Annotated in this window: 18 protein-coding genes and 1 pseudogene; 14 read left to right on the top strand and 5 right to left on the bottom strand. The window is 37.4% G+C overall.

Features of this window, described 5'->3' with window-relative positions; translation table 11 throughout:
* Positions 1–110 precede the first annotated feature (110 nt).
* Complete coding sequence (locus tag ACP5Q2_RS03790) at positions 111–569, top strand: pilus assembly FimT family protein (RefSeq protein WP_428097383.1); 459 nt, start codon at positions 111–113, stop codon at positions 567–569.
* Here the strand turns inward: ACP5Q2_RS03790 and galE are convergent.
* On the bottom strand, positions 562–1569 hold the full coding sequence (gene galE / locus ACP5Q2_RS03795) for a UDP-glucose 4-epimerase GalE (RefSeq protein ID WP_428097386.1): 1008 nt from the start codon (positions 1567–1569) through the stop codon (positions 562–564). The two genes, ACP5Q2_RS03790 and galE, sit on opposite strands and share 8 nt — an antisense overlap.
* A gap of 134 nt (positions 1570–1703) precedes the next feature.
* Here galE and ACP5Q2_RS03800 point away from each other — a divergent pair, with 134 nt between their 5' ends.
* The 5 genes from ACP5Q2_RS03800 to ACP5Q2_RS03820 all read left to right on the top strand — a co-directional run bounded on the left by ACP5Q2_RS03800 (position 1704) and on the right by ACP5Q2_RS03820 (position 10705).
* Complete coding sequence (locus ACP5Q2_RS03800) at positions 1704–3425, top strand: ABC transporter ATP-binding protein (RefSeq protein ID WP_428097388.1); 1722 nt, start codon at positions 1704–1706, stop codon at positions 3423–3425.
* An 87-nt stretch (positions 3426–3512) separates the two neighbouring features.
* Entirely contained in the window at positions 3513–5339 is a 1827-nt protein-coding gene (gene typA / locus ACP5Q2_RS03805) for a translational GTPase TypA (protein ID WP_424605061.1), read from the top strand.
* Between the two features lie 288 nt (positions 5340–5627).
* Positions 5628–6734 carry a glutamate synthase gene (locus ACP5Q2_RS03810; protein ID WP_424605060.1) on the top strand — a complete coding sequence of 369 codons (1107 nt, stop codon included), beginning with the start codon at positions 5628–5630 and terminating at the stop codon, positions 6732–6734.
* Positions 6722–8365, top strand: a complete 1644-nt coding sequence (locus ACP5Q2_RS03815) for a glutamate synthase-related protein (protein ID WP_428097392.1) — start codon at positions 6722–6724, stop codon at positions 8363–8365. Before ACP5Q2_RS03810 ends, ACP5Q2_RS03815 begins: the two co-directional genes overlap by 13 nt.
* Before the next feature lie 9 nt (positions 8366–8374).
* On the top strand, positions 8375–10705 hold the full coding sequence (locus tag ACP5Q2_RS03820; RefSeq protein WP_428097394.1) for an FAD-dependent oxidoreductase: 2331 nt from the start codon (positions 8375–8377) through the stop codon (positions 10703–10705).
* An 82-nt stretch (positions 10706–10787) separates the two neighbouring features.
* Here ACP5Q2_RS03820 and ACP5Q2_RS03825 read toward each other — a convergent pair whose 3' ends face one another.
* The 3 genes from ACP5Q2_RS03825 to ACP5Q2_RS03835 all read right to left on the bottom strand — a co-directional run bounded on the left by ACP5Q2_RS03825 (position 10788) and on the right by ACP5Q2_RS03835 (position 13017).
* The gene (locus ACP5Q2_RS03825) at positions 10788–12074 is read right to left on the bottom strand and encodes an ammonium transporter (protein ID WP_428097397.1); all 1287 of its coding nucleotides are present in this window, start codon (positions 12072–12074) and stop codon (positions 10788–10790) included.
* A 9-nt stretch (positions 12075–12083) separates the two neighbouring features.
* Positions 12084–12422, bottom strand: coding sequence for a P-II family nitrogen regulator (locus ACP5Q2_RS03830; RefSeq protein ID WP_428097400.1), 339 nt, complete (start codon positions 12420–12422; stop codon positions 12084–12086).
* Between the two features lie 250 nt (positions 12423–12672).
* Positions 12673–13017: an ArsR/SmtB family transcription factor gene (locus tag ACP5Q2_RS03835; RefSeq protein ID WP_424605055.1), complete on the bottom strand. Its 345-nt coding sequence runs from the start codon at positions 13015–13017 to the stop codon at positions 12673–12675.
* A 98-nt stretch (positions 13018–13115) separates the two neighbouring features.
* Here ACP5Q2_RS03835 and ACP5Q2_RS03840 point away from each other — a divergent pair, with 98 nt between their 5' ends.
* From ACP5Q2_RS03840 to ACP5Q2_RS03875, 8 genes and pseudogenes are all read left to right on the top strand, one after another.
* The gene (locus tag ACP5Q2_RS03840) at positions 13116–14288 is read left to right on the top strand and encodes a permease (RefSeq protein ID WP_428097403.1); all 1173 of its coding nucleotides are present in this window, start codon (positions 13116–13118) and stop codon (positions 14286–14288) included.
* A 14-nt stretch (positions 14289–14302) separates the two neighbouring features.
* On the top strand, positions 14303–15262 hold the full coding sequence (locus ACP5Q2_RS03845) for a cation diffusion facilitator family transporter (RefSeq protein ID WP_428097406.1): 960 nt from the start codon (positions 14303–14305) through the stop codon (positions 15260–15262).
* 10 nt (positions 15263–15272) lie between these two features.
* Positions 15273–15518, top strand: a complete 246-nt coding sequence (locus ACP5Q2_RS03850) for a thioredoxin family protein (RefSeq protein WP_424605052.1) — start codon at positions 15273–15275, stop codon at positions 15516–15518.
* Positions 15519–15563: 45 nt separating this feature from the next.
* Positions 15564–15755: a DUF2798 domain-containing protein gene (locus ACP5Q2_RS03855; RefSeq protein ID WP_424605051.1), complete on the top strand. Its 192-nt coding sequence runs from the start codon at positions 15564–15566 to the stop codon at positions 15753–15755.
* A 106-nt stretch (positions 15756–15861) separates the two neighbouring features.
* Positions 15862–16281, top strand: a complete 420-nt coding sequence (locus ACP5Q2_RS03860) for an arsenate reductase ArsC (RefSeq protein WP_428097411.1) — start codon at positions 15862–15864, stop codon at positions 16279–16281.
* Between the two features lie 17 nt (positions 16282–16298).
* Positions 16299–17332: pseudogene (arsB, locus tag ACP5Q2_RS03865) on the top strand (ACR3 family arsenite efflux transporter).
* 137 nt (positions 17333–17469) lie between these two features.
* The gene (gene hemB / locus ACP5Q2_RS03870) at positions 17470–18438 is read left to right on the top strand and encodes a porphobilinogen synthase (RefSeq protein WP_424605049.1); all 969 of its coding nucleotides are present in this window, start codon (positions 17470–17472) and stop codon (positions 18436–18438) included.
* Positions 18438–19163, top strand: coding sequence for a DUF815 domain-containing protein (locus tag ACP5Q2_RS03875; protein WP_424605048.1), 726 nt, complete (start codon positions 18438–18440; stop codon positions 19161–19163). The genes hemB and ACP5Q2_RS03875 overlap by 1 nt, the downstream gene beginning before the upstream one ends.
* On the opposite strand, the gene ACP5Q2_RS03880 is transcribed toward ACP5Q2_RS03875, so the two are convergent.
* On the bottom strand, positions 19160–20389 hold the full coding sequence (locus ACP5Q2_RS03880) for an EAL and HDOD domain-containing protein (RefSeq protein ID WP_428097414.1): 1230 nt from the start codon (positions 20387–20389) through the stop codon (positions 19160–19162). The genes ACP5Q2_RS03875 and ACP5Q2_RS03880 overlap by 4 nt on opposite strands.
* Between the last annotated feature and the right edge of the window lie 213 nt (positions 20390–20602).

Consider the following 20602-nt stretch of genomic DNA (forward strand, 5'->3'; position numbering starts at 1 on the left):
TACCTTATAAATATAAAAGTAAACTCCACCACATCAAAAGACAAAGCGGAAGTGGAGTTTGCTTATGAGGTGGAAAAGTAGAAAATTAGTAACATAGAAGGTAAGATGGGATGAAAAGGGGGCTGACACTTTTAGAATTGATAATCGCGTTGGTTATTCTTGGGATAGTCTTGTCTGTGGGTGTATATAGCTATGAATCTTATTCCAGAAAGATATCCGTGGAAGATGATGTTCATACCGCATATGCATTTATTATGAAGGCAAGAGTGGCTTCTTTTACCGAAAAGGAAGATACTTATGTTATTTTAATTAATCAGGATGGTAAAGCTCTTGTAATGGATAATGATTCTGATACAAACAATGGATTTATAGAAAGGATCGATCTTAAAAACAGATTCTTGCAGAATATTAGCTATTTCAAGTTTGATAAAAATGGTTTTGCAGATTTTCAGGGGCATATTAGATCATATGAAGATGTTGGAGCACAATATGATTGTGTCGTCATCTCCTGGAGCAGAGTGGCAAAGGGGAAGTACGACCAAAACCAGAACAAATGTGTGGCTAATTAATGTTTAAGAGCTTTTTTTCCCACTCGAGGGCAGTTTTACATATTAGATCGAGATCGTTGAATTTGGGTTCCCATTTCATAATCTCTTTTATCCTCGTATTATCCGCCACCAGCACTGCCGGATCCCCTGGACGTCTTCCGAAAATTTCCACCCGAAAGTCCACTCCGGAAACCTTTTTCATAGTGTCAATTACCTCTTTTACCGTATATCCATAGCCATAACCACAGTTGAAAATGTTGCTATTATTATTCTTAAGATATTCAAGGGCTTTGAGGTGGGCATCCGCAAGATCATCAACGTGTATGTAATCCCTTATGCAGGTACCGTCCTTGGTATCGTAGTCTTCCCCAAAGATGAATAGTTTATCCCTTTTACCTATTGCTGTCTCTGCCGCCACTTTAATTAGGTGGGTGGCATTTGGAAAAGATTGACCAATTCTATTTTTGATGTCTGCACCTGCAACGTTGAAGTATCTGAGAATTACATATTTAAAGTCTTTATAGGCATTGGCGGAATCTCTCAAAACATTTTCGGTCATAAGTTTACTCATTCCGTAGGGATTTATCGGTATTAATTTGGAAGATTCTTTTACCGGAATCTCCTCAGGTTCACCATAAACAGCTGCGGTGGAGGAGAATATAAAGTGATTTATCCCATATTTTACGGCCAGATTAATTAGATTGGTGGTATTCACAGTATTATTTAGGTAGTATTTGAGAGGGTTTTCAACGCTTTCTGGCACCACAATACTTGCTGCAAAGTGGATAATTGCATCAAAATTATTAGATTTTATGATCCCTTCCACCTCTGAAAAGTTTTTCAGATCTGTGTGCAAAAATTTTAATCGATCTACTGAGATATCTTTCAGCGTATCTACAGTTTTCATGAGACCTGTGGACAGATTGTCTATGATTGTTACGTGATGTTCGGTATTTTCCAGCAGCTGTTTTACCACATGACTACCGATATATCCGGCTCCTCCGGTCACTAAAATCTTCACGGCATATCTCCATAATTCTTTTAAAACTTATTTTAGCATATTTCTAATAGATTTGCAAACTTTAATATTGCTATTTTGTAATAAGAAAGGTAAAATAATAGTTTGAAAATATGTAAATTCATGGTGAGGTCTAATTGAATAAGATTGTCCGTTTGTGGGGTTATTTCAAGGAGTATAAGGCTGCTATTTTTTGGTCAGTTTTTGCTTCGTTGCTTGTTTCCATAAGCAATGGTGCATCTGCTTACATTGTAAAGCCGGCTCTGGATGAGATTTTTATAAAAAAAGATGAATCAAAGCTTTATCTTATTGTGGGTTTGATTGTGGGGATATACCTTATGAAGGGTGTGGGGAGATTCTTTCAGAATTATCTTATGAGTATTACTTCACAGAAAGTCATAAAAAAATTGAGGGATGAGCTTTACGAAAAGATAATTGATCTTCCTGTAACATTTTTTAATGAGAGCTCCACAGGTATGTTGATGTCAAGAATTACTTACGACGTGGGGCTGATTCAATCATCCGTGCCAGCTTTTATATCTTTGATTCGGGAGGCTTTCAGTATCATAGGGTTGGCTTTTGTGGTTTTATACCAGGATTGGCAGTTAGGGCTTATAGCACTCATCGTGTTACCTGTTTTTGTGACTCCCATAGTAAAATTGGGTAAGAAGATAAAAAAGTATAGTAAAAAAAGTCAGGAGACGATTGGTGATATCTCTTCGATGCTCAAAGAGACGATCACAGGGATTAAAGTAATAAAAAGCTTTACCAACGAAGAAAAAGAGAAAGAGAGATTTAAGAAAAATAATTCAACCTTTTTAAGTCAACAGATTAAGGCCACATTTTACAATGAGCTTGGGTCCCCCATAATGGAGCTTCTCGGTTCTTTTATTATTGCCTCTGTGGTGATTTATGGTGGAATACAGGTGATAGAAGGTAAATCAACTCCGGGGACATTTTTTTCATTTCTGGCTGCCATTGCCCTTATGTATGATCCTTTTAAAAGGATAAATAGCTCAAATAGCACTATACAGGCCGCAATTGGTGCATCAGAAAGGGTTTTTGAGATCATCGATCAGTATGAGGTGCAAAAATGCCCTGAAGGTAATTTGATCTGTGATGCAAGGGGAAAAGATATTTCCTTTGAAAAGGTGTATTTTAAATACAACCAAAGTGACAGCTATGTTTTAAAAGATATATCATTCGTCATTAATCCCGGAGAAACTGTTGCTTTGGTGGGCCCCAGCGGTTCTGGAAAGACTACAATTGCAAACCTTTTGCCAAGATTTTATGATGTGAGTGAAGGTGCTATAAAGATAGGTGGTATCGATATCCGTGATTTTACCCTCAGGTCACTGAGGGGAAATATCGCTATGGTGAGCCAGGATATTTTTTTATTTAATGACTCTATCATTTATAATATATGCTATGGATCTGATGAAATCGATATGGAGAGGGTTGTGGAGGCTGCCAGAGCTGCTTACGCTCATGATTTTATTATTGAGATGCATGATGGATATAATACAAGAATAGGTGAAATGGGGGTAAGACTATCAGGGGGACAGAAGCAGAGGATTGCAATTGCAAGGGCGATATACAAAAACCCACCCATTTTAATACTTGATGAGGCCACCAGTGCCCTGGATACCGAAGCGGAAAAAACGGTTCAGGCTGCTCTTGACAATCTTATGCTGGGTAAAACTAGTCTTGTGATAGCGCATCGATTATCCACGATTAAAAATGCTGATAAAATTATAGTGATGAATAATGGTAGCATTGAATCGATAGGCACCCACAAAGAGCTTCTGGATGTTTCGCCTCTGTATAAAAAGTTGTATTCTGTACATTTTGGGATGTAATCTTTTTTATAAAGAATAATTTTATTGCTTTTTATATTTTAATCATGTAGAAAAGCCCCTTAAAATTAAAAATCATACGGAGTAAAAATGAAAAAAGTTTTGAGAAATGACAGGATTAGAAATATTGCAATTATTGCACACGTAGATCATGGAAAAACTTCACTTGTGGATAGTCTCTTTAAATATAGTGGCTTTTTCAGGGAGGATCAGCAGGTGGATGATAGAATTATGGACAGTATGGAGCTTGAGAGGGAAAGGGGGATAACAATTGCAGCAAAGAACTGCTCCGTTTATTATAAAGGTGTTAAGATAAATATCATAGATACGCCGGGACACGCAGATTTTGGTGGGGAAGTGGAAAGGGCACTTTCTATGGTGGATGGAGCGATTTTACTGGTGGACGCTTCTGAGGGGCCACTACCCCAGACAAGATTTGTTTTAAGTAAAGCATTTCATGCAGGATTAAAGATTATTGTAGCAATAAATAAAATAGATAGGAAGGATGCAAGACCGGCCGAGGTTCTTGATGAGATATATGATCTATTTTTTGATCTGGATGCAAACGATGAACAGATCGAGTTTCCCATCCTTTATACAATTGGCAGGGAAGGGGTGGTGAAAAAATCTCTTGAGGATGAAAATGGAGACATGTCAATACTCCTTGATGCCATTCTAGAAGAGTTCCCTGGTCCATCATACATAGAAAATGAGCCTTTTCAGATGCTTGTGTCTGATTTGGGGTATTCAGATTATCTCGGTAGACTTGCCATTGGTAAGGTTTTTAATGGTTCCGTAAAGCAGAACGACACATTGGTGTGCATAAATGAAAATGGGGAGAATATCCCCTTGAAGGTATCTAAAATACAGTCTTACGTTGGGCTAAATTTAAAAGAGGCGGAGGTTTCAGAGGAAGGTGATATTGTAGTAATATCTGGAATTGATAATGTCATGATTGGTGATACGATCTGTAAAAAAGATTTCCCCAAACCTTTAAAAAGGATTACCGTAGATGAACCAACAGTTTCCATGAAATTTATGGCAAACACATCACCTTTTGCAGGTAGAGAAGGTAAATTTGTACAATCAAGTAAAATCAAAGAACGTCTGTACAAAGAGGCCATGAGGAACGTTTCCATCAAGGTGGAAGAAACCGCAGATGCAGATTGTCTGATTGTGAAAGGTAGAGGAGAATTTCAGCTTGCCATTATTCTTGAAACGATGAGAAGGGAAGGGTATGAGCTCTGCGTGGGTAGACCTGAGGTAATTATGAAAAAGAAAGGTGACAAATTGCTGGAGCCCATCGAACATCTTTATATAGATTGCGATGAGCCTTTCCTGGGTATTGTTACCGAAAAGATCTCTTTGAGAAAGGGTAAAATGATCAACCTTATCAACAAAGGGAGTGGAAGGATAAGGGCAGAATTTACAATTCCTTCCAGGGGACTTATAGGATATCGGGATGAATTTTTGTCGGATACTAAGGGTACTGGGCTTATAAGCTCTTATTTAAAAGGTTATGAAGAGTATAGAGGTGATTTTCCGGTGAGGTATTCGGGGTCTCTTGTTTCGGATAGGCAGGGGAAGGCGGTGGCTTATGCACTTTTTCATCTGGAACCACGAGGCAGGCTTTTTGTCGTACCAGGAGACGATGTATATGAGGGGATGATAATAGGTGAATACAACAAGATGGGGGATCTGGAAGTAAATCCATGCAAAGAGAAGAAGCTTACAAATATGAGGGCTGCGGGGAAAGATGAAAATATCATTTTAAGACCGGTTTTACCACTCACACTTGAGCAGGCGATAAACTTCATTGCTGAGGATGAGCTTGTGGAAATTACGCCGAAAAATATAAGACTTAGGAAGGAGATATTATCTGCCCAGGACAGACATAATAGAAAAAAGGAGAAATAGAACAGGTAGCTAAATGTTTAAACTAATTTATCTTAGTTTTGGTCAGAAAAATTTTTCCATATAATCCAGCCTGAAATCATTAGTTTATATATGTAGAAGTCTTTAAAAAATAATATTTACTCTGTGGTTTATTTTAAAAAATGTTTTATAAAAAATATCTATTTATGTTATGGTTATGATATTTTGAGTAAATTGTCTTGTTTTGATAGGTATAATTTTTTTTAAAATAATAAAATAAGCATTTACATCATAAAAATTTTATTATATTAGCGTAAAACGGAGGTAGCTATGTGTAGGATAGGTGCAATTAAATCTAAAAAATATTTTCACCCTTCCAAAGCTTTAAGGCTTATGAGATCCCAGCAGGAAGGGCATGATAATTCAGGTTTTGCAATGGTTATGCAGGATCTGGGAGGTGTTTTTGAAAATTACAAAGATCTACCGATATTGTCTATGGCGTGTACGGATGAGGGGATAAAAATAGCAGAAGATATTTTACATAAAAAAGGATTTGTTCGTGTTTTCCAGTGGACACCACTTGTTTATCCAGATGAAAATCTCAATATAAATCCGATGCCTAATTACGTGTTTCAGGTATATCAATACCCAAAGCTTTATAATTATGCCCCTCAGGAGGAAAAAGAAGAGCTGCTTGTTGAGATGAGGCTTACCATCAGATCGATCCTGGATGAAAAAGATGCTGGATACATCTATTCTTTTTGGCCTGACGTAATTATGCTGAAGGAGATAGGGGATCCCACAGATATAGGTAAGTATTTTGATCTATGGAGGGAAAATGATGAGCTCACGGCAAAAATCATCACTGCCCAATGTAGACAGAATACAAACTATGATATCGTTAGATACGCTGCCCACCCGTTTTTCTTACAAGGCTATACTGCCCTTGCTAATGGTGAAAATACCTTTTTTGAGAAAAACAGAAATTTTCAAAAGAAACTATACAAAGGGTATATCGGTTTTGAATCTGATTCCCAATCGTTTCTTTACACCTTACACTACATTCATAAAATTTTGAAATGGCCGCTTATATATTTTAAACATGTTATAACCCCTTTACCTTTTGAAGAAACATTAAACAGAGATGATCAAAAGGTACTTCAATATATCAGAGGCTCTCTAAGCAATCTTGAGATAAATGGTCCTAATACTGTAATCGGTGTATTACCAGATGGGACGGTATTTACCTGCTGCGATGCAAAAAAGCTAAGACCTGTCGTAGTGGGGTGGGATGATGAGACGGTTATCATTACATCCGAAGTTATAGGTATAAATGATCTTTTACCTAACAGGGATTGGTCTTTGGATATATATCCAAGTGAAAGGGAGATGGTAATAGTCAATAACAATTTAGAGGTGCAGAGATGGCAACAATGAAAGTAAATGAATTAGCAAAAGACGATCTGTTTTGGCAGATAGAATACAAACATGATAGATGTACGATGTGCGGTAGATGTGTGGCGGCTTGTCCATTCAAGGCTATCGTAGCAGGTGTTGAAAAGAGGAGAAAAGTTGTAAGTGAGGATATAAAGCCTAATCCAAAGGTATACTTTCAGACGGTACCGGTTATCAAACAGGTTTTGGATACATACAATTTTTGCCGTGGGTGTGGTATATGTGAAAGAGTTTGCCCAAACGACGCTATTCGGCCGGTGAGAAATCCTGACTTCCGATTCCCTGCTAAATACAGAGGTTTTGAGGGAGATCCTTTTAAAAGAGGTGGTAGGAATAATTTAGAAGTTGGCGATAGAACTCTCGATAAAATAAGAATTGGTCGTATATCCCAGATGACAGACCCATCTCTTGATGCTCAACGGCATACCTTTGATCTTCTCACACCCTTTGGAAGGGTTTTGTCCCCAGACGAGATAAATTTTCAGGTAGATAAAGAAGGTAATTTGGTAGTGAAAGATAATCTTCCTCCTGTAAGATGGATATACCCTATAATTATTGGAGATATGTCTATAGGTGCTCTTTCATGGAGAGTATGGGAAGCCCTTGCAATTGCCACTGCGTATCTTAATGAGGTGGTGGGTATTCCTATAAGAATGTGTTCGGGAGAAGGTGGGGTACCGGTGAGACTTTTAAAATCCAAGTATCTGAAATATATGATACTTCAGATTGCATCAGGTCATTTCGGATGGAATAGGATCATAAATGCTATGCCGCATATGGTGGAGGATCCTGCTGGTATTTTAATAAAGATCGGACAGGGGGCAAAACCTGGAGATGGTGGGTTATTAATGGCTAAAAAGGTGGCAAAACATATTCAGGAGATTAGAGGAGTCCCAAGAACTGATCTTCTAAGTCCACCAAACCATCAGGGATTGTATTCCATAGAAGAGTCTGTTCAGAAGATGTTTTTATCGATGAGTGCGGCTTTCAAATTTAGGGTACCTGTTGCTATAAAGGTTGCTGCAAGTGCCACTTCTGTTTCAGTTTATAATAACCTACTGAGAGATCCGTACAACATAGTGGGTGGTTTTTTCCTTGACGGTATTGATGGTGGTACCGGTGCGGCTCATGAAATCTCTCTTGACCACACAGGTCATCCGGTGGTTTCCATATTGAGGGACTGTTATAGAGCTGCTTTACATCAGGGGAAACAGGGACAGATCCCCTTATGGGCTGGTGGCGGTATGGGTAAAGGTTGGAACCTTGCCGCTGATGCTTTTAAGATGATATGTCTTGGGGCAAATGGGATATTCACCGGTAAGCTGATGATACAACTTGCTGGATGTGTTGGAAATGATAAAGGTAAGTGTAATGCATGCAATACAGGGCTCTGTCCTGTGGGTATATGCACACAGGATCCTATACTCGTAAAACGGCTCGACATAGACAAGGCGGCAGAAAATATAGTCAACTATTTTATCGCTGTGGATCATGAATTGAAAAAGCTGATGGCTCCTATCGGGAATAGTTCTTTACCAATTGGTAGATCTACAGCTTTAATATCCACAGATAAGTCGGTTGCGGAAAGGCTTGACATACCTTTTGCTTGTTAGGAGGAAAAGATGGCAGATTTAATAAAAATAAATGGACTTGATAACGAACGGAGAAAATCTACCCAAGAGCTATTGCTTGAGATAAATGAAGCTGTGGAAAAATGTTTTACTGAGATCTCTGTTTATGCTTGTGGTCAACATGATATTGGCGGACCTTTGTGGAATAAGCATGGTAGACCGTTGAAATTTTATGTGAAAAACCCTGGACAAAGGGTTGGTTCAATGGGGATGCAGGGGACTACAATCATCGTGGAAGGATCTGCCACTGCGGATACAGGGTGGCTTAATGCAGGGGCGGAGATAATCGTCAAAGGGAATTCCGGTGATACCACTGCCCATTGTGCAGCTACAGGGAAGATTTATATAGGTGGATCTGCAGGGGCAAGGTCTGGGGCTTTGATGAAGTACGACCCAAAATTCTCTCCACCAGAATTCTGGGTGCTAAAAAATACTGGATCTTTCAGCTTTGAGTTTATGGGTGGGGGTATTGCCGTTGTATGCGGTTATGGCTGTGAAGATATGGAATCTGTGTTGGGGTACCGTAGCTGTGTAGGGATGGTAGGTGGAGTTATATATGTTAGAGGTAACGTAAAAGATTTATCGGATGATGTTTGGCTAATGGATATTGATGAAGAGGATTGGAGGTTTTTGGATACCAATCTACCAGTATTTCTCAAAAAGATTCAGCGTCCTGGGGCATTGGGGAAGCTATTAAAAAGGGAAGAGTGGAAAAAGATTGTGCCTAAGAGTCATGAGGAGAGGAATAAGCATGATCTGCCATCTTTGAGAGATTTCAGATTAAATAAGTGGGTGGAAGGTGGAATATTCGGTGATATGTTGGATGATGACTTTAAGGTCGCAAAATTTGTGGAAACTGGAGATTTAAGACTTAAATATCCTGAGTGGAGAAATGCAAATTATTCTGCTCCATGCGAGTACAACTGTCCAACGTATATCCCCACACAAAAAAGGATTTCTCTATTAAGGCAGGGTAAGATAAAGGAAGCCCTTGAACTTGTGCTGGATTATTCACCTTTTCCTGCTTCTGTGTGTGGTCAGGTGTGTCCAAATCTTTGTATGGATGATTGCTCCAGAAGACATATAGATATACCTGTAAATATAGGTGAGCTTGGGCTTCTTAGCAAAGATATCCCAGCAAAGAGATGTGAAACCACAAAACTTGAGAAGGTAGCCATAGTGGGATCTGGTGCGTCAGGGCTTGCGGCAGCTTATCAATTAAGGTTGATGGGTTATGAAGTAGATATATACGAACAGGATGACAAATTAGGTGGTAAGCTGCGTCAGGTTATACCGGTAGAGAGGCTAAACAGAGAGATACTTGAGTTTGAGATTAAACGGATATTAGATATGGGTGTAAAAGCATTTGTAAATTCAAAAATAGATAAAGATAAGATGAAGTCGCTGCTTAAAGAGTATGATGCTGTGGTATTAGCTATCGGTGCCCACAATCCTGTTGTATTACCTGTGGAAGGGCATGAAAAACTGATAAAAGGGCTTGATTTCCTCAAATCTATTAACAAGGGTGAGATCCCCAAGATTGGTGAAAGGGTTGTTGTGATTGGGGCTGGTAATGCCGGTATGGATGTGGTTTTATCTGCGTATAAAATAGGTGCAAAAAAGGTTACAGCTATAGATATACAGAAGCCTGCAGCATTTGATAAAGAAATTGAGCATGCCAAATCATTAGGTGCAGAGATAATCTGGCCATGTTACACAGAAAAGATCACAGATGAAGGTTTGGTACTGAAGGATGGAAGAGTTATCCCTGCCGATACTGTTATCATATCTATAGGTGATAGACCAGAATTTGTAATGCTCGACAAAGAGTACCTTGATGAGAGGGGTAAAGTAAGAATAAATGAGTATTATCAGTCGGAAATCGAACCAAAGCTCTTTGTAGCAGGTGATGCAATAAAACTGGGTCTTTTTACTCATGCTTTGGGGGATGGTAGAAAGGTTGCGTTAAATATAGATAGAATGTTTAAAGGGTTACCGCTAAGCAATTTTGCAAAAGCTCCGATGATCCCTCAGGATAGAGTGAAAAAAGAGTATTATCAGGCTTTTAATTTGAGTAAAGTTGGTGAAATTCCACCTGAAGAGGAAACGAAAAGATGTATGAGCTGCGGTTTTTGTAGAGACTGTGAGTTGTGTATGGAATCTTGTCCTGAGCAGGCGATTTCACGTGTACAGAAGGATGATGGAAAGTTTGAGTATATAAGTAATCCCAATAAATGTATCGGCTGCGGTATCTGTGCTGGTATCTGTCCATGCGGTATTTGGGAGATGATAGATAATACTATGAAATATTTAGAAAGTTAGCGGTTTGAAAAGGGATTTCTAATTGCTATATGTATAGTTCATCAAACAAAAAAATGGGGGTGGCTTTCCACCCCCATTTTCTTTATATGTTAAACCCTCTTTCACCATGTTCTACTTCGTCAAGCCCTTTGAGCTCAGATTCATCATCAACTCTTACTGGTACAAAAATCTTTGTGATATAGAAGAGTATTATGGTAACAATCCCTGAGTAGACAATTGTGATTATAATAGATAAAAACTGAACCCATAGTTGATGTGGATTGCCGTAAAGTAGCCCTTTCCCTATACTATTTATCTCTGGGTTTGCAAAAATCCCAGTTAATAATGCACCAAGAATACCACATAAACCGTGAACGCCAAAAGCATCGAGGGAATCATCGTACTTTAGCTTACTTTTGAGAACGAATACACCAAAAAATCCCACGATCCCCGACAATATCCCAAATATTACAGATGCTGACACAGATACGAAACCTGCAGCAGGTGTGATAGCCACAAGTCCAGCGATAGCACCTGATGCGGCTCCCAGCATTGTGGGGTGTTTGGCCACTATCCACTCTATGATTATCCAGGTAATTGCACCAACAGCAGCTGATGTGTTTGTTACTAAAAAGGCATTTGCCGCCACACCGTCAGCCGCCAACTGACTACCAGCATTAAACCCGAACCATCCAAACCACAGTAATGCTGCTCCCAATACAGTTAAAACGATGGATGATGGTATAATAGCTGTTTTTCCGTAATCTCTTCTTTTCCCAGCTAAAAGGGCAAGTACTAGTCCAGTCACACCAGCATTTATATGGACAACTGTACCACCTGCAAAATCCAGAGCCCCAATTGAGCCTATAAATCCACCGCCCCACACCCAATGGGCTATAGGAGCATATACGAATATTAGCCATAATACCCCAAATATAAGCCAAAAACTAAACTTAACCCTTTCAACAATGGAGCCACTCACTAATGCAAGTGTAATGCCGGCAAAGGTCATCTGAAATGTTGCAAAAAGGATTTTTGGGATTGAACCTTGTAGGTCTGATACCTTAATATTATTAAAAAAAGCGTAATCAAGACTACCGATTATCCCACCTATATCGGGTCCGAAAGCTAAGCTAAAGAGGAAGAATACCCATAAAACTGATGCGATGGCATATGCCATAAAACTCATCCCTATGGTATTAAGAATATTTTTAGTTCTTGTCATTCCACCATAAAAAAGAGCAAGGCCTGCAGGCGTCATTAGCATTACTAGGGCAGTAGCCACGATTATCCAAGCAGTATCTGCACCATTCAACACCGGTTTGTCTTCTGCGATTGCTAAGCCATTAGCCAAAAGTATCAATAAGACTACACTAGTCATCTTTTTCATAAAAGCCTCCTATAAGCTATTTTCATTTATTTCACCAGTTCTAATCCGTAAGGATTTTTCCACTGGTAACACAAAAATTTTACCATCACCAATTTTACCTGTGCGGGCCGATTTTGTTATAGCTTCTAATGTACTATCAACAATATCATCTGGGACCACAACATCGATATGCAATTTTGGGATAAACTCTATGGTGTATTCTGCTCCACGATAAAGCTCACTGTCCCCTTTTTGTCTGCCGTACCCTTTCACTTCTATTACAGTCATCCCTGTTACACCTATTTCCATCAACGCTGCTTTAACATCATCCAGCTTGAATGGTTTGATTATTGCTCTTATCATCTTCATATATACATCCTTGAGCATGTTGAATATTGAATAGAAAGATTTATGCCAAATATTATTATGTTGATAGTTAAGACTGTTTTTAAGGTAATGTCTATGGCTGATTAATCTTTAGACAGATAATGTTTTGTTTTTAATCGATAATTGCTATATTAGTGGATGGTTGTCTGATACTTTGTAGAATAGTTTTAAATCGAATGATTACTGTTTTGAAACTTTTGTTAAGTGTCTATGCAACCATTTAGGAGATTTTTTACCGGTTTGAACAGGTATATCTGTCTATTTTTGATAGCTTTTCAATGTCTTGCAAGATTATCTGGCAATTTGATAAATTGTTTTTGATGAAAGTTAAAAGTTCTCGTATTTCTTTATCATCTGTTAGCCTGTATTCCACCCATCTTTTATCTTTTACATCGGTTATTATTCCTGCAAACTTAAGTGTTTTAAGATGGGCTGAAATGGTAGAGAGGGCGATATGAAGTATCTCATTTATTTCGCAAACGCAAATAGGTCTTTCAAGGAGCATAATGGCTATTCTGAGTCGGTTTTCATCTGATAGGGCTTTTAATACTGTTGAAACTTTTTTTAAACTGTCCATATAAACCTCTTTCCATATTTCGATAAATATAAAAATATGCTTGACAAATATTACTATCATTATATATTCCTTTTTGTAAAATATTCAAGAGGTGAATTATGAAGGAGATAAACAAGTTTTTGATGTTGGTGGGTATATTTTTGTATGTTTATTTTGTTCCATTTGGCAGTCCAAGAGTTAGCAACGCAATATTGGAAGGGTTTTTTATGCTTCAGGACTATGTAAGGGAACATACCCTAACATGTCTTATCCCTGCACTTTTTATAGCAGGTGCTGTCAGTGTAAAGGTTTCTCAGGCATCTGTGGTACGTTATTTTGGAGTGGGTGCCAAAAAGATAGTATCGTACGGTGTAGCATCTGTTTCAGGTACTCTACTTGCGGTCTGTTCATGTACAATTTTACCACTTTTTACTGGTATATATGCAAGGGGTGCTGGACTGGGTCCTGCTATAGCTTTTGTATATTCAGGGCCTGCCATAAATATATTGGCAATTGTGCTTACTGCAAGGGTACTTGGATCTGAGATGGGTATTGCCAGAGCGATTGGGGCTATATCTTTTTCCATTTTGATAGGTTTGGTTATGGCATTAATCTTTCATAAAGAGGAGAGTCAAAGACAGATAGAGATGGCCAAAGCTACCCCTACAATGAGCTTGACAAAAGGAGGTTCCCCTTTTAAAACAATTTTACTTTTTGTTTCACTTTTGGGGGTATTGCTGTTTGCCACATGGGCAAAGCCAATAAATGAAGGGACTTTATTTGCACTTATCTACCAGTATAAATGGGTACTTACCGCAATCTCTTTGCTAGCAACAATTGTAATTGCATTTACCACAATGGGTAAAGATGAAAATCTTTCATGGATGGAGGAGACATGGATATATGCAAAGCAGATTATTCCCCTTTTGTTTATTGGTGTTCTTGTGGCTGGATTCTTGTTTGGTAGACCCGGACACGAGGGGATCATCCCATCTAAGTATGTGGAGAGTTTGGTGGGGGGTAATTCTATTTTCTCAAATCTTTTTGCTTCGGTTGTTGGGGCTTTTATGTACTTTGCCACTTTGACTGAGATCCCTATACTTCAAGGACTTATGGGGTCGGGCATGGGTAAGGGTCCTGCACTTGCACTTCTGTTGTCAGGTCCGGCTTTAAGCTTACCAAACATGCTTGTTATAAGAAGTGTAATTGGTACTAAAAAAACAGTTGTATATGTTTTGTTAGTTATTGTAATGTCCACCATTGCAGGAATTATATATGGTAAATGGGCATAAGCAAAGGTGAGTAAATGAGCGATAATAATATGAATAACAAATGCTGTGAGTCTGAACATACACACAATCACAACCATGATCACGGTCATAATCATAGTCATGTGGAAGATATATCTGGAAAAAGGCTTTTTTGGGTAATTATACTTAATCTTGCTATTACAACATCTGAAGTCGTAGGCGGTATAATTTCTGGCAGCCTTTCCCTTATATCAGATGCTCTACATAATCTTTCTGATGCGGTGGCGGTGGTAATAAGCTATATTGCCATTCAGCTTGGTAAAAAAAGCAGCAGCTTAAAACATACATTTGGTTTAAAAAGGGCTGAGATTCTTGCGGCTTTATTGAATTCTGCTGTTTTGGTGGGTGTTTCTATATACCTTTTTTACGAAGCGGTAAAAAGATTTTATCATCCTGAGCCGATCATGGCTGGGGCGATGCTTGTCATTGCTGTAATAGGTCTATTGGGTAATGTTATCTCTATTTTTCTTCTGGAATCAGGATCAAAAGATAATATAAACGTAAAGTCGGCTTATCTGCATATGTTATCAGATGCAATTTCTTCTGTGGCAGTTATAATTGGGGCATTAGGGATTATATTCTTTAAAATTTATTGGATAGATCCTGTGCTGACCATTCTAATAGGGATTTATGTTTTTAAGGAGAGCTTTGGTATTTTAAAGAGAAGTGTCCATATACTTATGGAAGGTGCTCCAATAGATATATCGTTGGATGAGATAAAAATGAAGCTTGAATCTATCGAAGATGTTCAAAACGTTCATCATATACACCTATGGCAGGTGGGGGAGAAGGAGATTCATATCGAAATGCATGCTGATGTTACGGATATGATGATAAGTAAGACGGAAGGGATTAGAGAAAAAATTGAGTTGTTGTTGAATGAATACGGTATAACTCATGTTACGGTGCAGTTTGAAACAGGTTGTTGTGAAAATAAAAATATACTATGTAAATAGGAGGTAACTTATGAACATCAAGATTCTTGGGACAGGCTGCAGAAATTGTGAAATACTTTACAAAACGGTTTGTGAAGCAGTTGAACAACTACAGCTTACAGATGTGACGATCGAATATGTAAAAGAGATCAATGAGATAATTAAGTATGTTATGACCACTCCAGGGCTTGCAATTGATGAAGTTGTGGTACATGAAGGTAAACCTTTACCGAATTTAGAACAGGTTAAAAAGATTATTTTGCAGATGAAAAAATAAAACAGGAGATAAAAGCATGACCAAAAACAGGCTAGACTATTAACTATGGCTACTATGGTGTTAATCATGACACTGGTGGTGGTTTTTATATCCACGATTGTAAATTTTGGTTTTAATGATCCTAACTTTTGGTTTAGATTCATCAGGGGCTGGATACTTGCTTTTGTAATTGCGTTTCCTATCGTTGTGGTTATTATGCCGGGGCTACAAAAATATTTTCAAAAATTTGTAAACTAAATTGTAAATAAAAGCAGATTATGTTATAATAAATGGGGAAAGATCCGACGGCAGTTTCTCTTGTAAATAAACCATACTATTTTTGTATGTTAAGGAGTATGATAATATGAAGAAAAGGAATCTTCTTTTTTTATGTACGGGTAATTCATGCCGAAGTCAGATGGCTGAGGGTTATGGCAGATTATTTCTGGGAGAAAGATACAATGTATATTCCGCAGGGATAGAAAAGCATGGATTAAACCCCTATATGGTGAAAGTTATGCAGGAAGATGGCATGGATCTCTCCGGTCATTACTCCAAAACAATAACAGAACTGAAAGATATAGATTTTGATGCTGTTGTAACAGTATGTGATGATGCTAATGAAACCTGCCCTGTCTATTTGAAGAAGACGAGACTCATACATAAGGGGTTTGAAGATCCTGCGAAATTTCAGGGCTCTGAAGAGGACAAACTAAATTTTTTTAGAAAGGTCAGGGATCAGATAAAAAGATATATAAAAGAAGATCTGGCAAAGGAGATTTAAAAACGGCTGAGAAAAAAATGAGTTTTTTTGACCGTTATCTCACAATTTGGGTGGGATTATGTATGGTGGTGGGTGTATTTCTGGGCAGAATAGCTCCGGAATTTATAAAAACTCTTAGGGATATCGAGATTCCAAAGGGATCCCAGATCAATCTGCCAATAGCAATTCTTATATGGCTAATGATATACCCTATGATGCTAAAGGTGGATTTCTCTTCAGTTTTAAATGTTGGTAAAAATCCAAAAGGGTTATTGATAACTGCTTTTGTAAACTGGTTCGTTAAGCCATTCAGTATGGCTATTATTGCATTTTTCTTTTTTAAAGTTTTTTTGCTAAGATCATACCTATAGATATGGCGGATCAGTACATTGCGGGCACTATAATTCTTGCTGCAGCACCCTGTACAGCGATGGTGTTTGTTTGGAGCTACCTTGTGGATGGTGATCCTGCTTATACCCTTGTGCAGGTGGCTTTGAATGACCTTATTATGCTTGTGGCTTTTGCTCCTATTGTGGGGTTACTGGTTAGTGGGGCATCTAATCTCACTGTGCCTATGGGTGTTCTGTTTTACTCTGTGATTATATTCATAGTTGTCCCTTTATCTTTTGGGGTTTTAACCCGTTATATCCTTTTGAAAATTAAATCCAGAGAATGGTTTGACTCATTCATCAAAAAGCTTCACCCTGTAGCTGTAAGTGCTCTTTTACTGACATTGGTACTTATATTTGCATTTCAATCAGATAATATAACAAATAAATGGTTTCACGTTATTTTGATTGCAATACCTATTTTAGTTCAGGTTTATTTCAACTCTTCTGTGGTATATCTACTGATGAAAAAATTCAGGGTAAATTTTGAAATTGCAGCACCAGGTGCTCTTATAGGGGCAAGTAATTTTTTTGAATTGGCCGTTGCCACTGCCATCACACTCTTTGGCCCAGAATCTGGAGCAGCTCTTGCCACAGTTGTGGGTGTACTTGTGGAGGTACCTGTGATGCTCTCTGTTGTGAAGATATGCAAAGTAACAAAAGGGTGGTATTGTAAAGGATAGGGAACTGTTTAGGAAAGTATGTTTATTGTTTGTTTTAATTATTTGGGATTATGGGAGTATTATTTTGCTGTTGAAAAAAGTTTTATTGACTTATACCATTATATTTGTGTATAAAAGCTCAAGCTGGAGGTGGTTTTATGGCATATCCCATAGAAAGAGGTAGAAGATTAAGAAAAAATGAAAAAATAAGACGGATGGTAAGGGAAACTGTTTTATCTCTGGATGATCTTATTTACCCTTTATTCGTTGTGGAAGGGGAGGGCATAAAAAAAGAGGTCTCCTCCATGCCGGATGTTTACCAGATGAGCATCGACTATATTGTAAAAGAATGTATAGAGCTTGAAAGACTTGGTTTGCAATCGATTATATTATTTGGGATACCAAACCATAAAGATGAGCTTGGTAGTGAGGCTTACAATGATAATGGGGTTATACAGCAGGCAATCAGAGCCATAAAACAGAACACAGGATTGTATATAATTACCGATGTTTGTATGTGTGAATATACATCTCATGGGCATTGTGGAATTATAAAAGATGGGGATGTGGACAACGATACAACCCTTAAATACCTTGCGGTGGAGGCTCTGTCTCACGCTAAGGCAGGCGCTGATATGGTGGCTCCCAGTGATATGATGGATGGAAGGGTGGCGGTTATCAGAGATACCTTGGATGATAATGGATTTGAGCATATCCCAATAATGAGCTATTCAGTCAAATATGCATCTGCATTTTATGGACCTTTCAGGGAAGCAGCGGAAAGTACCCCTCAGTTTGGTGACAGAAGAAGCTATCAGATGGATCCAGCTAATAGACGGGAGGCTCTAAGAGAAGCAAGGTACGATCTTGAGGAAGGGGCTGATATACTGATGGTTAAACCTGCTCTGCCTTATCTTGATATAATAAGAGATCTAAGGGAAAATTTTGACCTGCCAATTGCGGCGTACAACGTAAGTGGTGAATATTCGATGATTATGGCGGCTGTACGAAATGGGTGGGTTGATAAGGATAGGGTTATTATGGAATCCCTCACTTCGATAAAAAGAGCCGGAGCTGATCTAATTTTAACGTACTTTGCAAAAGAGGTTGCCAGGATTTTGGGCTGATGTTTTCAAAACATATAGCTTTTTTGTGGGATAATTCTGAGATTATACCTCTAAATATAAGATTAAAGTATGATAATCTAATCTGCCTGGATGAACAGATCAATAGGATAGAAAAGAATATTATATCATTCATAGATGAAGGTGTGTATTTAAATATGCTTTTATGGGGGGAAAGGGGAGGTGGTAAGTCGTCAATTATAAAAAATATTTTGTATAAATACCATTCTAAAGGCCTTAAAATAATTCAGTATATTGATGATAATCTGAAATCTATTTATAGACTATATGAAATTGTTTCAACTTCTGAATATAAATTTATACTTTTCTTTGATGACATATCATTCAACTACGATGATGAGAAATACCGCAGTTTTAAATCTTTGTTGGAAGGGGGGCTGATTTCCCAGCCTGAAAACCTCATGATTGTGGCAACCTCCAATAGAAGGCATCTTATTTTTGAAAAAGCACACGATAGCTCAGATATTTATAGCCGTGATGATGAAAATGAATCTATATCACTTTATTCCCGATTTGGTCTCGTGGTGGGTTTTTATCCAATGAGTAGGGATGATTATCTTCAGATTGTCAGGTATTACCTAAATCTTTTTAATCTCAGCTTATATGAAAACTGGGAAAGAGATGCAGAAAATTTTGCTATGGATAGAGGGGGAAGAAGTGGAAGAGTTGCCAAGCAGTTTGCAATATATAAGAAGATTTTTGGTTAAAGACTCTTTAGAAGAGTGTTAAGCCAAATAAAACTGGAGAGTTTTGCATCGTTAAACAACATCTCATCTATTTTTAATTCTATTGATAATTCTAAAAACTTTTCGTACTCATTTTTTTCATCGTATTCTGTAAGTTGAAGTAGTTTGCCCATTACCCCTTCTTTTTCTATAATTGCTTTTTTTATGTCATCATCCACATTTAAATCTTTTAAAATATCCTCTAAAGGTGTTTTGTATATGGCATCAGATAGAGATAAAACTCCCACTAGAAACCCTTTATCGATAATCCGCTGGTCATTTGAAATTTTTTCTAATAAGTATTCTAATACTTTACCTCTTATAATGGCGGCGTGGAAAAGAGGAGAGCTGGATGGGGATTCCCCTTCGGCGTAGCTCATCAAAAGGAGCCAATTTTGTAATTTAATAAGACCTATAAGATTTATTGCATGTGTAATTGAGTTTATATTTGTTCTAAAATAGAATGCAGCAGAGTTTATAAATTTTAAAAGACTTATCGTAAGGTTTGGTTCGAGTTCAAAATAATTTGCTATCTCTGATGTCCTGACGTTATTATTAATAGCATTGATGATTTTGAAAATAATCGCTCTATTTGAAGAATGTCCCTGCTTTATCATAATTGTGGGCTTTTCGAAATAGTATCCTTGAAACAATTCATATCCTAAATCTCTTGTAAAAACATACTCATCATAGGTTTCAACTTTTTCTGCAAGTAGTTTTGCATTTAAACTTTTGAGATTTCTGGTTTTCTTTATCAGATCGTATTTGGTGGAACCCCTAATATCCACTTTGATAAAATCCACTATTTCAAAAAAAGGTTTGAAGGTCTTGATATATGCTTCTGTAAATATAAAATCGTCCAGAGCAAAGCGGTATCCCTTTTTTTTAAGTTCTAAAACCCTTGAGATAAGTTTATTGTCAACGTTGGAAGTTTCTAAAATTTCAAAAACAAATCTTTTTTTATCTAAAATTTCTATGAAATCCCCCATTAGGAACTCTTCGTTTACATTTAAAAAACCTTTTGCATTGTTTAATATATTGTCTATACCAAACTTATCTATTGCATTTAGTATAGTTCTGGATATTGCGTATCTGGCATCTTTAAAATTGGCTGCATTCTGAGTGCTTTCTCTAAAAAGCAGTTCATATGCATAAACGCTGTTGTTTTTGTCAAGTATAGGTTGTCTACCGATATAAAAATTTTTCATATAAATATATTACTATAACAGATAAAAATTAGCAACATAAAAAATCTTATTAAGATTTTGAATGCATCATATATCTCTATTTTATAGTTAAAAATATTTAACTTTTAATATATAATGATTTATGAATGACTTATTTTTATACAATATAAGTCTTAAATTAACATGGCCAATATCATACTTTTTTTATATAATATATACATAAATCATTGCTAA

Source organism: Calditerrivibrio sp. (assembly GCF_049968475.1).
In the GTDB taxonomy this organism is placed as follows: Bacteria; Chrysiogenota; Deferribacteres; order Deferribacterales; family Calditerrivibrionaceae; genus Calditerrivibrio; species Calditerrivibrio nitroreducens_A.

Coding starts and splice junctions, on each gene's coding strand:
- ACP5Q2_RS03860 (WP_428097411.1), top strand. CDS start 15,862: ATGAAGAAAAGGAATCTTCTTTTTTTATGTACGGGTAATTCATGCCGA.
- ACP5Q2_RS03840 (WP_428097403.1), top strand. CDS start 13,116: ATGAAGGAGATAAACAAGTTTTTGATGTTGGTGGGTATATTTTTGTAT.
- ACP5Q2_RS03830 (WP_428097400.1), bottom strand. CDS start 12,422: ATGAAGATGATAAGAGCAATAATCAAACCATTCAAGCTGGATGATGTT.
- ACP5Q2_RS03855 (WP_424605051.1), top strand. CDS start 15,564: ATGGCTACTATGGTGTTAATCATGACACTGGTGGTGGTTTTTATATCC.
- ACP5Q2_RS03810 (WP_424605060.1), top strand. CDS start 5,628: ATGTGTAGGATAGGTGCAATTAAATCTAAAAAATATTTTCACCCTTCC.
- hemB (WP_424605049.1), top strand. CDS start 17,470: ATGGCATATCCCATAGAAAGAGGTAGAAGATTAAGAAAAAATGAAAAA.
- ACP5Q2_RS03835 (WP_424605055.1), bottom strand. CDS start 13,017: ATGGACAGTTTAAAAAAAGTTTCAACAGTATTAAAAGCCCTATCAGAT.
- ACP5Q2_RS03875 (WP_424605048.1), top strand. CDS start 18,438: ATGTTTTCAAAACATATAGCTTTTTTGTGGGATAATTCTGAGATTATA.
- ACP5Q2_RS03825 (WP_428097397.1), bottom strand. CDS start 12,074: ATGAAAAAGATGACTAGTGTAGTCTTATTGATACTTTTGGCTAATGGC.
- ACP5Q2_RS03790 (WP_428097383.1), top strand. CDS start 111: ATGAAAAGGGGGCTGACACTTTTAGAATTGATAATCGCGTTGGTTATT.
- ACP5Q2_RS03850 (WP_424605052.1), top strand. CDS start 15,273: ATGAACATCAAGATTCTTGGGACAGGCTGCAGAAATTGTGAAATACTT.
- ACP5Q2_RS03815 (WP_428097392.1), top strand. CDS start 6,722: ATGGCAACAATGAAAGTAAATGAATTAGCAAAAGACGATCTGTTTTGG.
- ACP5Q2_RS03880 (WP_428097414.1), bottom strand. CDS start 20,389: ATGAAAAATTTTTATATCGGTAGACAACCTATACTTGACAAAAACAAC.
- ACP5Q2_RS03820 (WP_428097394.1), top strand. CDS start 8,375: ATGGCAGATTTAATAAAAATAAATGGACTTGATAACGAACGGAGAAAA.
- typA (WP_424605061.1), top strand. CDS start 3,513: ATGAAAAAAGTTTTGAGAAATGACAGGATTAGAAATATTGCAATTATT.
- ACP5Q2_RS03845 (WP_428097406.1), top strand. CDS start 14,303: ATGAGCGATAATAATATGAATAACAAATGCTGTGAGTCTGAACATACA.